This is a genomic window from Amycolatopsis samaneae (genome assembly GCF_039541975.1).
GTDB classification, from domain to species: domain Bacteria; phylum Actinomycetota; class Actinomycetes; order Mycobacteriales; family Pseudonocardiaceae; genus Amycolatopsis; species Amycolatopsis samaneae.
On the sequence record NZ_BAABHG010000005.1, the window covers coordinates 296422 to 311426 of the forward strand.

Genomic DNA, 15005 nt, shown 5'->3' on the forward strand with positions numbered 1-15005 from the left:
GATGACCAGCACCACCAACGCCTCCGCACTGTCCACAGCGGAACTGTCCGCACTGGACCGCCGCACCCTGGTGCACCCGCACACCGTGATCGGCGCGCCCGCCGAGCCGCTCGTGCTCGACCGTGGTGAGGGCGCGCTGCTCTGGGACACCGACGGCCGCCAGTACATCGACGGCACCTGTGGCCTGTGGCAGTGCCCGGTCGGCCACGGCCGCGCCGAGCTCGCGGCCGTGGCCGCCGAACAGATCGGCAGGCTGGAGTTCTTCTCCTCCTTCGGGGACTACGCCAACGCCCCGTCGATCCGGCTCGCCGACCGGCTGCTCTCGCTCGCGCCCGCCGGGCTCGAACGCGTCTTCCTCACCAACGGCGGCTCCGAGGGCAACGAGACCGCGATCAAGCTGGCCCGCCTCGCCTTCCACCACGCGGGTTCGCCCGAACGCACGGTCATCCTCGCCCGCACCGGCGGCTACCACGGCATGGGCGGCGGATCGCTCGCCGCGACCGGCATCGACGGCCTGCGCTCGGGGTACGGCCCGCTGCTGCCGGACGTCGAATGGCTGGGCAAACCGCACGGTATCGAGCACGGCCCGGACGCGACCGACATCCTGGTCGCCGAACTGGAACGGCGGATCGAGGAGATCGGCGCGCACCGGATCGCCGCGTTCATCGGCGAACCCGTCCTCGGCGTCGGCGGCATGGTCCCGCCGCCGGAGGGCTACTGGCCACGAGTACAGGAAGTGCTGCGCAGGCACGGAATCCTGCTCATCGTGGACGAGATCGTGACCGCGTTCGGCCGGACCGGGCACTGGTTCGGCAGCGAGTACTTCGGCATCGAGCCCGACATGGTCGTGCTCGCGAAGGGCATCACCAGCGGCTACATCCCGATGGGCGCGGTGCTGCTCGGGCGCCGTGTGCTGGACCTCGCCGACGGCGCCACGTTCCTGCACGGGTTCACCTACAACGGGCACCCGGTGGGGGCGGCGGTCGCGCTGGCCAACATCGACATCATCGAGCGGGAGAACCTCCTCGACCGCGCCCGCGTCCTCGGCGCGCGCCTGCGCGAGCGGCTCGACACCCTCACCGAACTCCCGCACGTGCGGGAGGTACGTGGGGTCGGGCTGATGCTCGGCATCGAGTTCGACGGACTGCCGACCGCGCCGGTGCAGGCGGCCTGCCGCGCTGACGGGGTCGTGGTGCGCGGGTCGGGCGCGAGCATCGTGCTCTCCCCGCCGCTGGTGATCACCGAGGAGCAGCTCGACACCCTGGCCGACGTCCTGTGCCGCCACGTCGCGGCCGCCGCGGACTGAGGGAGGGATCGTGTCACGCCGGATACCAGCGTTGTTGTCGGCGGCGACGATCCTGCTCGCCACCGGGTGCGCCGTCTCCGAGGGCGGCGCGAACTCCCTCGTGTTCGTCTCCTACGGCCAGGGCGCCTACCAGGCCGGTCAGCGCGCGGCCTGGCTGACCCCGTACGAGAAGAAGACCGGCACCACCGTCACCATCGACGGTCCGTCCAGCATGGCCAAGCTCAAGGCGATGGTCGAGGCTGGCAAGGTCGGCTGGGACGTCGTCGACACCGAGGCGTCCTCGGCCGCGCAGGCGTGCGGCACCCTGGTCGAGCCGGTGGACATGGGACCGCAGGCGTCGGCGTTCCCCGCCGGGACACTCACACCGTGCGGCATCCCGGACGCGTTCTTCGGCCTGACACTGATGTACGACTCGAAGGTCTACGGTGACCACCCGCCGACCCGGCTCTCCGACTTCTTCGACCCGGCGAAGTTCCCCGGGCGGCGCATCATCTACGGCAACGACCCGAGCGTCGGGACGCTGGAGGCGGCCCTGCTCGCCGACGGCGTCCCCAAGGACCGGCTCTATCCGCTCGACGTGCGGCGCGCGCTGTCGGTGTACGACCGGATCCGGCCGCAGCTCACCATCAGCGACACCTACGGCGACCAGCAGCAGCGCATGGCCGGGTCGCAGGCGGATCTGGCACTGATCGTCAGCGCCCGCGCCTATTCACTGCTCAAGGCCGGGGCCACCAACTGGAAGGTGGTCTCCGGCGTGCCGATCCCGGTCACCTGGGATGTGCTGGTGGTGCCCAAGGGCTCGCGCCGGTCGGAGGAGGCGAAACAGCTGATCCGCTACGCCTCCGAACCGGCGCGGTCCGCCGCGTTCGCCGAACAGGCGGGGGTGGGGCCGGCGAACTCCGCGGCCAAGCCCCGTTACCCGGAAATCGGCCGGGCACTGGACATCTGGGGCGAGGACAAGGAGGACCTGCGCGTGCTCAGCGACGTGAAGTGGTGGGCGGCCAACAGGGTCCAGGTCGTGAAGACCTGGTCGGACTGGAAAACCGGGTGACCGCCGTGGTGCCGGGAAGAGCGGGCCGCCGCGCCACCGCTTCCTGGCTGTTGTTCCCCGCGGCGGCGATCCTGCTGGTGTTCTTCTGCTACCCGCTGGCCGTGATCCTGTGGCGCAGTTTCGCCGAACCGGACTTCGGGGTCGCCCACTACGTGGCCGTGCTCGGTGACAGCGTGCAGATCCGTGTCGTGCTCCGCACCCTGCGGACGGCGTTGATCATCACCGTCGCGACGCTGGTCGTCGCCTATCCCTACGCCTACGCGATGAGCCGGGTGGGCAGGCGGGCCCGCGCCCTGCTGACGTTGCTGGTGCTGATGCCGTTCTGGACGAGCGTGATGGCCCGCAACTTCGCCTGGTACGTACTGGAACAGCGCGGTGGGGTGATCTCGAAGCTGTTCGACGCCATCGGGATCCACGGCGTGAACCTGCTCGGGTCGGTCACCGGCGTCACCGTGGCGATGGTGCAGGTGATGCTGCCGTTCATGGTGCTGCCACTGCAGAACACCATGCTGGGCATCGACCGCAGCCTGCTCCACGCCGCGGGCAGCCTCGGCGCGCGCGGCCCGGTCGCGTTCCTCCGGGTGTATCTGCCGCTGTCGATGCCCGGCGTGCTCGCGGGAGTTTCGGTGGTGTTCATCATGTCGCTGGGCTTCTACATCACCCCGGCGCTGCTCGGCACACCCCAGCAGGCGCTGGCCGCGCAGGTGATCGGCACCCGGGTCAACGACCTGCTCGACTTCGCCGGCGCGGGCGCGCTCGGCGCGATCCTGCTCGTGCTCACGCTGCTCGTGCTGGCGCTGATCAGCAGGCTCGCCACGCCGCTGGGCGCCAGCATGACGGGAGGTGCCGATCGTGGCTGACTCCGTCATCCGGGTCGCCCGCAAGGAACGCACCCTCGGCCCGGTGCTACGGGTTTGGGTCGCGCTCGTCGGGTTCGTGCTGGTCGCGCCCACACTCGTGGTCATCCCGATGAGTTTCGGCGCGGGATCGACCTTCCAGTTCCCGCCCGAGGGCTGGTCGCTGCGCTGGTACGGCGAGTTCTTCGGCAGCAAGCAGTGGCTGGCGTCGCTGGCGAACTCCGTCCAGGTGGCGTTGCTGGCCGCGGCGGTGGCCACCGTGCTCGGCGTCGCCGCGGCGTTCGGACTCGACCGGGCCCGCTTCCGCGGCCGGGGGGCCGTCCGGCAACTGCTGATGGCCCCGATGATCCTGCCCGGGATCGTGGTGGCGGTCGCGGTCTACGGCGTCTTCCTGCGCTGGCAGCTGAACGGCACCATGCTCGGTTTCGTGCTGGCGCACACGGTGCTCGGCGTGCCGTTCGTGATCACCTCCGTGCAGACCAGCCTCGCCGGCTACGACCCGGTGATGGAACGGGCCGCGGCCAGCCTCGGCGCGAGCCGGTTCACCACGCTGCGCAAGGTGGTACTTCCGCTCATCGCGCCCGGGGTGACCTCCGGGTTCGTGTTCGCCTTCGCCACCTCGTTCGACGAGGTCGTCATCGCGTTGTTCCTGCAGACACCGGACATCAAGACGCTGCCGGTGAAGATGTACGAGTCGATCGTCCTGGAGATCGACCCGACCATCGCCGCCGCGTCCAGCCTGATCGTCGTGTTCACGACGGTTCTCTTGCTCGTGCCCCAGATCCTTCGCCGACGGAGCCACCATGACTGACGCACACCGCGGAATCGTCACTGCGCACGTGACCAAGGCATACCCCGGCGTCGGCCGCCCGGCGGTGGACGACGTGTCGCTGAACATCGCCGACGGCGAGTTCATGACCTTTCTCGGGCCGTCCGGGTCCGGGAAGACCACGATGCTGTCGATGATCGCCGGGTTCACCCCGCTCACCAGCGGGTCGATCACCATCGACGGCCGGGAGATCTCACGGCTCAAACCACACCGGCGCGACCTCGGCGTGGTGTTCCAGCAGTACGCGCTCTTCCCGCACATGACGGTGGCGCGCAATGTCGCGTTCGGACTGAACCAGCGCGGGCGGCCGAAGGCGGAGATCGACCGCCGGGTCGCGGACGCGCTGGAGATGGTCGGCCTCTCGGCGATGGGCGACCGGTTCCCGCGTCAGCTCTCCGGCGGGCAGCAGCAGCGGGTGGCACTGGCCAGGGCGGTGGTCTACGAGCCGAGAGCCCTGCTCATGGACGAACCCCTTGGCGCGCTGGACAAGAAGCTGCGCGACCAGCTCCAGCGGGAGATCGCCAGGATGCACCGGCAGCTGGGCATGACCTTCCTGTTCGTGACCCACGACCAGCAGGAGGCGCTGACGCTGTCGGACCGGATCACGGTCTTCAACGAGGGCAGGGTCGAGCAGGTGGGTACCCCCGAGGATCTCTACGAGCGACCTCGGACCCTGTTCGTCGCGCAGTTCATCGGCGAGTCCAACGCGCTGCGCCTGACCCCGGGAGAGGTGACGATCGTGCGTCCCGAGCGCGTGACCCTCTACGCGGAGGCCGAGGTTCCCGCCGGTCACCAGCGGGCCGGGGCGCAGGTGACCGACGTCGTGTACGTGGGCGACCACAGCCGGGTCTGGCTCCGCTACGGCGACGGCACGCGCGGTTGCGCGGTGCTGCCCGCCGGGGCGGCCCACGACCACCGGCCCGGCACCGACGTCGTGGTGGCCTGGCATCCCGAACACCAGGCCGTCGTCCCGGATCCGGAGCACGCGGGTCTCACGGAGAAGGTGGCCTCGTGACCGGGGATCTGGTGTTGCGGGGCGGGCTGGTCCGCACCTTCGAGGGCGACCGCACCGCGAGCGCGATGCTGGTCCGCGACGGTCTCGTGCACGCCGTCGGCGCCGACGAGACGGTGTCGGCGGTGGCGGAACGCGGTGCCCGGGTGATCGAGCTGCGCGGCCGGACGGTGGTGCCGGGGATCAACGACGCGCATCTGCACCTGGCCTGGCACGCGCTAAGCGGCCCGGAGTTCTGCGTCGACCTCGCGGGCGCGGGCGAGCTGGCCGCGGTCGCCGCGGCACTGGCCGGCGCGCCGGACGGCGAGTGGATCGTCGGGCGCGGCTGGCGGGAGACGACCATCGCGGAGTTCGCGACCGGCGGCGCGGCACCGTCACGGGCGTGGCTGGACGAGGTCACCGGCGACCGCCCGGCGCTGCTGCACCACGCCTCGTCGCATTCGGTGTGGGTCAACAGCGCCGCGCTGCGCCGGGCCGGGATCACCGCCGCCACCCCGGATCCGCCCGCCGGGCAGATCGTGCGTGACGAAGGCGGCGAGCCGACCGGGATGCTGGTGGAAAGCGCGCAGGACCTCGTGGCGCGGCTGGTCCCTAGGCCCGGCCGCGCGGAACGGCTCGACGTGATCGCCGCCGCGATGCGACGTCTCAACGCCCTCGGCGTCACCAGCGTGACCGACCCGATCGTGACCCCCGAGCTGTGGCGGGACTACCGGGACCTGCACGCCGCGGGCCGGCTGACCGTGCGGGTCAACGCGCTCCTGCACTGGGACTGGCCGTCGCCCACCAGCTCGGCCGCGAACCTGCGTGACGCACTGGAGAGCGCGTCGTTCGGCGGGGACGACCTGCTGCGCGCGGGCGGGATCAAGCTGTTCGCCGATGGCGTGCCGACCCACTGCACGGCGTGGATGCACCGGCCCTACCCGGACGGCACCCACGGCGACCTCGTCACCGTGGGTGCCGACCTCGAGTCCCGAGTGGACGAACTGCGCCAGCTCGTCGCGGCGGCGCACCGGAAACGTGTCCAGGCACAGGTCCACGTGACCGGCGACCGCGCGGCCGACGCGGTGGTGGACGCCATCGAGGCCGCCGCGGCCGCCGATCCGTGGCCGGAGGCCCGGCATGTGCTCATCCACGGCACCTTCCTGTCACCCGCGGTGTACGACCGGCTCGCCCGGCACCGGATCGGCGTGATCACCAGCTCGCTCATGCGGACCCACAGCGGCCCGTCGATGGTGCGCACGGTCGGCGAATCCCAGTGGGCACTGGCCTTTCCGGCCCGGACCCTGCTGGACCACGGTGTCGCCACCGCGGACAGCTCGGACGCGCCGGTCACCTCGCCGGACTGGCGACGCGGTGTCGCCACCTTCACCGGCGCGGACGGTCCGAACCCCTACGGCCCGCCCGCGCCCGCCGACCGGCTGAGCCGGATGGAAGCGTTGCGGCTGTGGACGACAGGACCGGCGTGGATGGAGAACGCCGAACGGCACAAGGGCACGCTGAGCCCCGGCCGCCTCGCCGATCTGGCCGTGCTCGACGGCGATCCGGTCACCGCCTCCGCCACCGACCTGCTGAACCTGCGTTCGACACTCACCATGGTCGGCGGAAAGGTGGTGACCGAGTCCGCTGTGAACGGTTGACGAACCGGCGTGTTCGCGTGCGGGAGCGGCAGATTCGCGTGATTGAACGGAGACCTCGCGTGATTGGCGGGGCACCCCGTTCGATCACGCGAGATCTCCGCCTGATCACATCAGATCTCCAGTTGCTCAGCCGGGGAGGTGGGTTTTCGTGCGGACGTCGGTGCCGGTGCCTTCTCGCAGGGCGGAGGCGGGGACGCCGAGCAGCAGGATGACGCCGCCCAGCACGACCACCCCGGCGCTGATCTGCAGGCCGAGGTCCAGCGAGCCGGTGGTGGTCTTGATCCAGCCCAGCAGGGCCGGGCTGGTGGCCGCGGCGAGCGAGCCCATCGTGGTCACCATCGCGATGCCGCTCGCGGCGGCGGGGCCGGACAGGTAGATCGACGGAATGGAGTAGAAGACGGTGAGGCCGGAGTAATGGGCCGCGGTCATCAGCGCCAGCAGCACGATCACCAGGTAGGGATTACCGCTGGCGAAGGAGAGGCCGACCAGGCAGGCGGCGCCGAAGAACTCGGCACCCGCCGCGTGCCACCGCCGTTCCAGGGTGCGGTCGGAGTGGCGGCCGACCAGCAGCATGACGCCCATGCCCAGCACCGGCGGGATCGCCGCCAGCAGGCCGATGCTCAGCACGTTGCCGACGCCGGAGCTGTTGATGACGAGCGGCGTCCAGAACGAGACGGCGTTGGCGAGCGTGTAGCACCCGCACGAGACGAGGCCGAGGACGTAGACGCGGGGATCGCGCAGCGCGCGCAGCATCCCGGAGTGTTTCGCCCCGGCCTGCTTACGGTCCTGGTCGGCGGCGAGGTCCGCGGCGATCGCCTGCTTCTCGGCGTCGTCCAGCCAGCGTGCTTCGCCCGGTTTGTCCTGGAAGAACAGCATGACCAGGACGCCGAGCAGGATGGGTGGAAGCGCTTCCAGCACGAACAGCCACTGCCAGTCCTTCAGGCCCCAAGCGCCGCCGAGGCTGTGCATGATCCAGCCGGACAACGGCGGGCCGATGATCCCCGACAGCGGGACGCCGAGGAAGAACATCGCGGTCATCCGGGTCCGCCGGGCCGAGGGAAACCACTGTGCGAGGTAGAACAACGCGCCGGGGAAGAACCCGGCTTCGGCGACACCGAGCAGGAACCGGGCCACGTAGAACGTCCCCGGGGTGGTGGCGAGCGCGGTCAGCAGTGTCACCACGCCCCACGACACCATGATCCGCACCAGCGTCTTCCTGGCGCCGATCCGGGCGAGCAGCAGGTTGCTCGGCACCTCGAAGAGGATGAAGCCGACGAAGAACAGCCCGACGGCCAGGCCGTAGACACCCTCGCTGAACCCGAGGTCGGCCTTGAGCCGGACCTGGGCGACGCCGACGTTGGTCCGGTCGATGAAGCTCACCACGTAGCAGGCCAGGAGCAGTGGCATGATCCGCCACGCGACCTTGCGGTAGAGCCGGTCGCGGGACACGGCGGGTCCCGGGCGGCCGTCGGGGCCGCGGTGTGAAGTCGACGTCACTGTCTCCTCCGGATTCGGTGGGGTGGCACGCGCCTCCGGTGCCGTCCCGAGTCTCGGTTCACGTGTTGTCAAAGTCAACACCCAGTTTCCGCGTCGCGGTGGCGGCCGGTGGCCTAGAATCGCCGGATGAGCACGCTGCTTTCCATCTCCGAGCTGCTGTCCTACCGGATGCACCGTGTCGCCAACGCGATCTCGCGCAGTGCCGCGATCCGGTACCGCCGCGACTTCGACGTCAGCCTCGGCGAGTGGCGCACGCTGGCGCTGCTGGGCGAGGACCCACAGCTCACGCTGAACCGGCTGGCCGCGCGGGCCGGGCTGGACAAGGCGCAGATGAGCAGGGTGGTGGCGAAGCTGGACGAACGCGGCCTGCTGGTCCGCGAGTCCGGCGCCGGGCGCAGCACAGTGCTGTCGCTCAGCCGCAAGGGGAAGTCGGTCTACCAGGGGCTGATCGAGGCGGCGAACGAGCGGAACGAGGCGTTCCTGGTCTGTCTCACCCCGGCCGAGCGGGAGGTGCTGGACTCGGCGCTGGACAAGCTCGGCAAGCTCGCGAAGGCGCTGGAGAGTCAGCAGTCTCTCTAAGTGTTGACTTTATCAACACTGGTCCGGTAGTCCTGGGGACAACGATCTTCAGGAGGTGGACCGATGGCAGACCGCGTGACGATCTGCGAGTGCTTCGCCCGTGACGGGCTCCAGCACGAAACCGCGTTCGTGCCCACCGAGACCAAGCTGGACCTGCTCGCCGCGTTCACCGCGGCGGGGTTCCGCCGCATCGAGGCCACGAGCTACAGCCACCCGCGCCACGTCCCCGCGTTCGCCGACGCCTCCGACGTGCTCGCCGGTCTCCCGCGACGGGCGGGCGTCGCGTACAAGGCGACCTGCCCCAACCCGAGGGCGGTGCGGCGTGCGATCGCCGATCTCGACGCCGGTCGCGGGGCCGAGGAGCTGAGCTTCCTGGTTTCGGCGACGGAAGGACACACCGAGCGCAACCTGCGCACCACCCGGACCGCGCAGTGGGAGAACGTCGCCGAGATGGCGCGGCTGGCCCGTGACAGGTTCACGCTCGTCGGCGTGGTGTCGGTCGCGTTCGGCTGTCCGTTCGAGGGCGCCGTCGACCCCGGTTCGGTCGTCGCCGACATCGTCCGGTTCGCCGAGCTCGGCGCCGACCTGATCACCCTGGGCGACACCATCGGCGCCGCCACCCCGAGAACCGTCGCGGACCTCTACCGGCGGATCGAGCGGGCCGGGGTCGGGATCCCGGTGGTGGCGCACATGCACAACACGCGGGGGACCGCGCTCGCCAACTGCGTCGCCGCGCTCGACGCGGGCTGCCGCCACTTCGACACGGCGTTCGGCGGTGTCGGCGGGCATCCCGCCCGGATCGCCTACGGACAGGGACTCACCGGGAACGCCTGCACCGAGGACCTGGTCGCGCTCCTGGAGGCCATGGGCGCCGACACCGGACTGGACGCCGACCGCGTCGCGGCGGCCTCCGAACTCTGCGAGCGCGCGCTGGGCCGCGAGCTCTACAGCATGGTCGCCAAGGGGCGGAAGGAGAAGCTCGATGCCTGAGGTACTGCTGTCCGAAGACGACGGGGCGGTGCGCGTCCTGCGGCTCAACCGTCCCGAGAAGCTCAACGCGCTCAACACCGCGCTCACCCAGGCGCTGCACGACGCGTTGCTCGACGCCGACCGCGACCCGGCGGTCCGCGCGCTGGTGCTGGCCGGAAACGGACGCGGTTTCTGCGCGGGCGCCGACCTTTCGGAGTTCGGGCACCTGACGCCGGACAACCCCGCCGCCGTGCTGGAACGCGCCGAGCTGACCAGCCGGACCCAGTCGCTGCTGCGTGAGCTGTCGACCCCGGTGGTGTCCGTCGTGCAGGGGGCCGCGGTCGGCGGCGGCGCGGGCCTGGCGATCGGTGCCGACATGACCGTCGTCGCCGCCGACGTCAAGTTCGGCTACCCCGAGATGAAGCATTCGATCGTGCCCGCGGTCGTGATGACCGGGCTGCAACGGCAGCTCGGGCCCAAGCTGGCGTTCGAGCTGATCAGCCTCGGCCGGATGCTGACCGCCGCGGAGATGCTCGGCCTCGGGCTGGCCAACCGCGTCGCCGAACCGGGCGAGGCACTCGACGAGGGCCTCACGATCGCGCACCGGTGGGCCGAGTCCAGCCCGCTGGCGATGGCCGCGACGAAGACGCTGTTCCACCGCGTCGCCGACCTGCCCTACGCGGAGGCGATGCGGGCGGGCCGGGACGTCAACGTGATCATGCGCGGGTTCCGGGAGCGCCGATGAAACCGTTGTCCGGCATCACGATCCTCGACTTCTCCCGGGTACTGGCCGGGCCGTTCGCGACCCAGGGACTCGCCGAGCTGGGCGCCACCGTGCTCAAGGTGGAGCGGCCGGGGCGCGGGGACGAGTCGCGCGGCTGGGAACCCCGCCTGCCCGCGGGGGAGAGCGCCTACTTTTTCGCGTTCAACCGCGGGAAGCGCTCGATCACGCTCGACCTCAAGTCCGAACGCGGCCGCGGGATCGCCCGTGATCTCGCCACGAAGGCGGACGTGGTCGTGGAGAACTTCCTCCCCGGCACGCTGGACAAAATGGGGCTCGGCTATGAGGCGCTGTCCGCGGTGAACCCCCGCCTGATCTACGTGTCCAACACCGGGTTCGGCCAGGAGGGGCCGTATCGCGACCGCAAGGGCTACGACACGATCTTCCAGGCCCTCTCGGGCATCATGCACCTGACCGGGCACCCGGACACCCCGCCGGCGAAGGCGGGGATCCCGGTCTCCGACCTCGCCTCCGGCCTGTGGACGATGATCGCCGTGCTCACCGGGCTGGTCGGGCGCGGCACCACCGGCCGGGGCTCCCAGGTGGACGTCGCGATGATGGACGTCCAGGTGAGCCTGCTGGCACTGGCCGCGGCGCGACTGTTCGCCTACGACGAGGACCCCGTCCGGCAGGGCACGCAGCACCCCGGCCGGGTGCCCTCGGCGGCGTTCCAGTGCCGGGACGGCCGCTGGCTCCACCTCAGCGCGAGCGACCAGCACTGGGCGCCGCTGTGCGAGGTCCTCGGCCTGACCGAACTCGCCGCCGATCCGGAACTGGCCGCCAACGCGGGACGGCTCCGGGAGCGTGAGCGCGTCCTCGGCGCGCTCCGCGCCGCCTTCGCCCAGCGACCGCGGGCGGAACTCGCCGACGCGCTGCGCGCGCGGGACGTCCCGGTCGGCGAGGTCAACTCCGTCCGTGAGGCGATCGAGGACCCGAACACCGTCGCGCGCGGCATGGTCGGGCACTTCGATCACCCGGCCGAGGGCCGGTTCCCCGCCCTGCGCACCCCGCTGCGCCTGGACGGCTACGAGGACCCCGAACCCGCCGTCCCGCCGAGGCTGGGCGCCGACACCGACGCGGTGCTCGCCGGCTACCTCGGCCTGTCCGAACGGGAAATCCAGGCGCTGCACGAGGAAAAGGTGATCTGACGTGGACCCGGTACTGGTACGCGAGGACGCCGGGGTCGCCGAGGTGACCCTGAACCGGCCGGAGGCGCGCAACGCGCTGAACCTCCCGATGTGCACGGCGCTGCGGGAGACCTTCGCCGACCTCGACGCCGACGACACGGTGCGCGTGGTCGTGCTCAAGGGCGCGGGCACGGTCTTCTGCGCCGGAGCGGATCTCAAGGAGCGCAAGGGGAAGGACGAGACCTGGGTCCGTCGTCGCCGCCTCGCCTCCTTCGCCGCGTACGAAACGATCGAACGCTGCGGGAAACCGGTGTTCGCCGTGGTGGACGGTCCGGTGGTCGGTTCCGGCGGCGAGATCGCGATGAGCTGCGACTTCGTGCTCGCCTCGTCGTCGGCGACCTTCCGGTTCCCCGAACCGCACTGGGGCACGGTCGGCGCGACCCAGCGGTTGCAGCGGGTCGTCGGCAAGCGCCGTGCGAAGGAGCTGCTGTTCACCGGCCGCGTCGTGGACGCCGAGGAGGCATCCCGCCTCGGTCTGGTGACCCGGCTTGCCCCCGGCGGTGAACTGGGGAAACTGGTGACGGAGACGGTCGAGGCGATCCTGGCCGCGCCGCCGCTCGCGATGAGCCTGACCAAACAGGCGGTCGACCTCGGCGAGGAGGCGGCGCTCAGCACCGGGATCCGCATCGAGCTCGCCGCGATCGAGCGGAACCTCGCCGACGGCGGCTGGCGGCGGGGCGTGGCCGAGTTCGCGGACCGGATCGGGGAGTGAGCGTCATGGACCTGACGGGCATCTGTCCACTCACGACGGACGCCGCCCTGCGCCGCGCCGCGGCCGTGGTGCCCGACGTCGAAGCCGTCGTCAACAGTGAAGAGCGTGTCACCTACGCCGAACTCGCCGAGCAGGTCGCGGCCGTGCGCGCGGCCCTGCACGGCGCGGGTGTCACGCGGGGCGACCACATCGGACTGTGCCTCGGCAACGGACCACGCTGGGTGGCGCTGTTCCTGGCCATCACCTCGCTGGGCGCGGTGACCGTGCCGGTGAACACCCGCTTCAAGGCGGCCGAGCTGGAGTACGCGCTGCGCCAGTCCGACGTCAAGCTGCTGTTCGTCGCGGAGAAGGTACTCAGCTCCGAGTTCGTCGCGATGCTGCGCGAGATCTGCCCCGCGGTGGACACGGCGCTGCCCGACCCGAACCTCCCCCGGCTGGCCAAGGTCGTCGTGCTCGGCGAAAACGTCCCGGCGGGCGCGCTCGGCTGGGACGAGTTCACCGCGGCCGCGGGCGATCCGGTCGAGCCGTGCAGCGACCCCGAGGACGTCGCGCTCGTCCAGTACACCTCGGGAACGACCTCGTTCCCCAAGGGCGTGCTGCTCACCCACCGGAACATGTGCGCCGACGCGTTCTTCTCCGGCACCCGGCTCGGCCTGCACGCGGGGGACCGGTTCTACAGTGGACGCCCGTTCTTCCACGTCGCCGGGACGACGCTGTCGATGCTGGCCTGTATCCAGCAACTGTCCACTTTGGTCACCGCGGAACGGTTCGTCCCCGAGACCGCGCTGCGCCTGCTGGCCGAGGAGCGGTGCACGCACTTCGCCGGGAACGACACCATCGCGCTGATGCTGCTCAACCACCCCGACCGCGAGCGGTACCGGCTGAGCCTTCGCGGCGCCTGGCTGGCGGCGTCGCCGACGGTGGTGCGCCGGGTGATCGACGAGCTGGGTGCCACCCAGGCCGTGGTGGGCTACGGGCTGTCGGAGGCCTCGCCCAACGTCGCCCAGTCCGCCTGGTGGGAGGACGAGGAGCTGCGGGTGGACGGCAGCATGCCCCCGGAGCCGGGGGTGTCGGTGCGGGTGCGCGACCTCGTCACCGGCGACGACGCCGAACCGGGACAGCCGGGCGAGATCCTGGTCCGCGGGTGGAACGTGATGCGCGGCTACTACGCGATGCCGGAGCAGACCGCGGCGGTGCTCGACGACGAGGGCTGGCTGTCCACCGGCGATCTCGGCGTCCTGCGTCCCGACGGACGGCTGCTGTTCACCGGCCGGGCGAAGGAGCTGATCAGGGTCGGCGGCGAGAACGTCGCCCCGACCGAGGTCGAGGCGGTGCTGCACCGGCATCCGGCGATCCGGCAGGCCGCGGTCGTCGGCGTGCCGGACGAACGGCTCGTCGAGGTCCCGTTCGCGTTCGTCGTGCTCAACGACGGCGTGTCCCCGTCGCCCGGCGAACTGCTCGCGTGGTGCCGCGGCGAGATGGCCGGGTTCAAGGTCCCGCGGCACCTGCGGATCGTCGACGGGTTCGAAGGGATCGGAATGACCGCGAGCGCGAAGATCCAGAAGAGCAGGCTGGCCGAGTACGCCGGACAGCTTTTGGACCGCCGATGACCACCCTCGCCACGGACGTCACCCGCCTGCTCGGCATCGACCTGCCGATCGTGCAGGCCGGGATGTCCTGGGCCTCCTCCTCGCCGGAACTGCCGCTGGCGGTGTCCCGCGCGGGCGGCCTCGGTGTGCTCGCGGCGGGGCCGATGCGGCCCGACGACCTGCGCGGCGCCGTCCGCGCCCTGCGCGCGGGCACCGACCGGCCGTTCGCGGTCAACCTCCCGCTCTACCGCAAGGGCGCCGAGGAGGTGATGGATCTCCTGCTGGCGGAGCGGGTCCCGGTCCTCATCGCCTCCCAGGGCGGCCCTCGGCGCTACCTCGACCGGTTCCAGGCCGCGGGCACCGTCTGCCTGCACGTCGTCGCGAGCCCCGAGCACGCGCGCAAGGCGGCCGACGCCGGGGTGGACGGGCTGGTCGTGGTCGGTGCCGAGGCGGGCGGGCATCCGCCACCGGAGCTGGTCTCGACGCTGGTGATCGTCCGCGCCGTCGCCCGCGCGGTCCCGGACCTGCCGCTCATCGCGTCGGGCGGCTTCGCCGACGGCGCGGGGCTGGCCGCCGCGCTCGCGCTCGGCGCCGGGGCGGCGCAGTTCGGCACCCGGTTCCTGGCGAGCACCGAGGCGAACGTCCACCCCGCCTACCAGCGCGCGGTACTGGCCGCCTCGGTGACCGACGCCCAGCCGGTCGGCCGGGACCTCGGCGTCATCCGGGCGTTGCCCAACACCTTCACCCGCGACATGACGAAGCTCGAACACGACGGTGCGGACGTCGAAGACCGCCGTGCCCGCTTCGCGAAGTCCACCCTGAAGATGGCCGCGTTCGACGGCGACGTCGACAACGGCAAGATCGAGGCGGGACAGAGCGCCGGACTGGTGGACGAGGTGCGCCCCGCGGCCGAGATCGTGCGCACGCTCGTCGCGGAGTACCTCGCCGCGGTCCGCTCGCTGCCGGGATGAGTGGAATTTCCTTGTGCCACAAGGGGAA

At 71.2% G+C, this 15005-nt stretch carries 14 protein-coding genes; 13 read left to right on the top strand and 1 reads right to left on the bottom strand.

Annotated features, from left to right (window positions below; translation table 11 throughout):
* The first annotated feature begins 1 nt into the window (after position 1).
* The 6 genes from ABD987_RS15050 to ABD987_RS15075 are packed head-to-tail and all read left to right on the top strand — an operon-like array spanning position 2 to position 6692.
* Positions 2 to 1306: an aminotransferase family protein gene (locus ABD987_RS15050; RefSeq protein WP_345392490.1), complete on the top strand. Its 1305-nt coding sequence runs from the start codon at positions 2 to 4 to the stop codon at positions 1304 to 1306.
* Positions 1307 to 1316: 10 nt separating this feature from the next.
* Entirely contained in the window at positions 1317 to 2357 is a 1041-nt protein-coding gene (locus ABD987_RS15055; RefSeq protein WP_345392492.1) for an extracellular solute-binding protein, read from the top strand.
* Complete coding sequence (locus ABD987_RS15060) at positions 2354 to 3217, top strand: ABC transporter permease (RefSeq protein WP_345392494.1); 864 nt, start codon at positions 2354 to 2356, stop codon at positions 3215 to 3217. The genes ABD987_RS15055 and ABD987_RS15060 overlap by 4 nt, the downstream gene beginning before the upstream one ends.
* Entirely contained in the window at positions 3210 to 4025 is an 816-nt protein-coding gene (locus ABD987_RS15065) for an ABC transporter permease (protein ID WP_345392496.1), read from the top strand. Before ABD987_RS15060 ends, ABD987_RS15065 begins: the two co-directional genes overlap by 8 nt.
* A complete protein-coding gene (locus ABD987_RS15070) occupies positions 4018 to 5058 on the top strand; it encodes an ABC transporter ATP-binding protein (RefSeq protein ID WP_345392498.1) in 1041 nt (346 codons plus the stop codon). Before ABD987_RS15065 ends, ABD987_RS15070 begins: the two co-directional genes overlap by 8 nt.
* Positions 5055 to 6692, top strand: coding sequence for an amidohydrolase (locus tag ABD987_RS15075; protein ID WP_345392501.1), 1638 nt, complete (start codon positions 5055 to 5057; stop codon positions 6690 to 6692). The genes ABD987_RS15070 and ABD987_RS15075 overlap by 4 nt, the downstream gene beginning before the upstream one ends.
* 126 nt (positions 6693 to 6818) lie before the next feature.
* On the opposite strand, the gene ABD987_RS15080 is transcribed toward ABD987_RS15075, so the two are convergent.
* Positions 6819 to 8189: an MFS transporter gene (locus ABD987_RS15080; protein ID WP_345392504.1), complete on the bottom strand. Its 1371-nt coding sequence runs from the start codon at positions 8187 to 8189 to the stop codon at positions 6819 to 6821.
* Between the two features lie 126 nt (positions 8190 to 8315).
* Here ABD987_RS15080 and ABD987_RS15085 point away from each other — a divergent pair, with 126 nt between their 5' ends.
* From ABD987_RS15085 to ABD987_RS15115, 7 genes are all read left to right on the top strand, one after another.
* Positions 8316 to 8768 carry a MarR family winged helix-turn-helix transcriptional regulator gene (locus ABD987_RS15085; protein ID WP_345392507.1) on the top strand — a complete coding sequence of 151 codons (453 nt, stop codon included), beginning with the start codon at positions 8316 to 8318 and terminating at the stop codon, positions 8766 to 8768.
* A 63-nt stretch (positions 8769 to 8831) separates the two neighbouring features.
* Positions 8832 to 9758: a hydroxymethylglutaryl-CoA lyase gene (locus tag ABD987_RS15090; protein WP_345392510.1), complete on the top strand. Its 927-nt coding sequence runs from the start codon at positions 8832 to 8834 to the stop codon at positions 9756 to 9758.
* Positions 9751 to 10482 (top strand): enoyl-CoA hydratase/isomerase family protein, encoded by a 732-nt coding sequence (locus tag ABD987_RS15095; protein WP_345392513.1) that lies wholly within the window; start codon positions 9751 to 9753, stop codon positions 10480 to 10482. The genes ABD987_RS15090 and ABD987_RS15095 overlap by 8 nt, the downstream gene beginning before the upstream one ends.
* Positions 10479 to 11666, top strand: a complete 1188-nt coding sequence (locus ABD987_RS15100) for a CaiB/BaiF CoA transferase family protein (RefSeq protein WP_345392516.1) — start codon at positions 10479 to 10481, stop codon at positions 11664 to 11666. The genes ABD987_RS15095 and ABD987_RS15100 overlap by 4 nt, the downstream gene beginning before the upstream one ends.
* A 1-nt stretch (position 11667) precedes the next feature.
* On the top strand, positions 11668 to 12417 hold the full coding sequence (locus ABD987_RS15105; RefSeq protein ID WP_345392520.1) for an enoyl-CoA hydratase/isomerase family protein: 750 nt from the start codon (positions 11668 to 11670) through the stop codon (positions 12415 to 12417).
* A gap of 5 nt (positions 12418 to 12422) precedes the next feature.
* Positions 12423 to 14027: an AMP-binding protein gene (locus ABD987_RS15110; protein ID WP_345392523.1), complete on the top strand. Its 1605-nt coding sequence runs from the start codon at positions 12423 to 12425 to the stop codon at positions 14025 to 14027.
* Positions 14024 to 14977 (top strand): NAD(P)H-dependent flavin oxidoreductase, encoded by a 954-nt coding sequence (locus ABD987_RS15115; protein ID WP_345392526.1) that lies wholly within the window; start codon positions 14024 to 14026, stop codon positions 14975 to 14977. Before ABD987_RS15110 ends, ABD987_RS15115 begins: the two co-directional genes overlap by 4 nt.
* The last annotated feature ends 28 nt before the right edge of the window (positions 14978 to 15005 follow it).

Coding starts and splice junctions, on each gene's coding strand:
- ABD987_RS15050 (WP_345392490.1), top strand. CDS start 2: ATGACCAGCACCACCAACGCCTCCGCACTGTCCACAGCGGAACTGTCC.
- ABD987_RS15070 (WP_345392498.1), top strand. CDS start 4,018: ATGACTGACGCACACCGCGGAATCGTCACTGCGCACGTGACCAAGGCA.
- ABD987_RS15085 (WP_345392507.1), top strand. CDS start 8,316: ATGAGCACGCTGCTTTCCATCTCCGAGCTGCTGTCCTACCGGATGCAC.
- ABD987_RS15090 (WP_345392510.1), top strand. CDS start 8,832: ATGGCAGACCGCGTGACGATCTGCGAGTGCTTCGCCCGTGACGGGCTC.
- ABD987_RS15095 (WP_345392513.1), top strand. CDS start 9,751: ATGCCTGAGGTACTGCTGTCCGAAGACGACGGGGCGGTGCGCGTCCTG.
- ABD987_RS15100 (WP_345392516.1), top strand. CDS start 10,479: ATGAAACCGTTGTCCGGCATCACGATCCTCGACTTCTCCCGGGTACTG.
- ABD987_RS15110 (WP_345392523.1), top strand. CDS start 12,423: ATGGACCTGACGGGCATCTGTCCACTCACGACGGACGCCGCCCTGCGC.
- ABD987_RS15115 (WP_345392526.1), top strand. CDS start 14,024: ATGACCACCCTCGCCACGGACGTCACCCGCCTGCTCGGCATCGACCTG.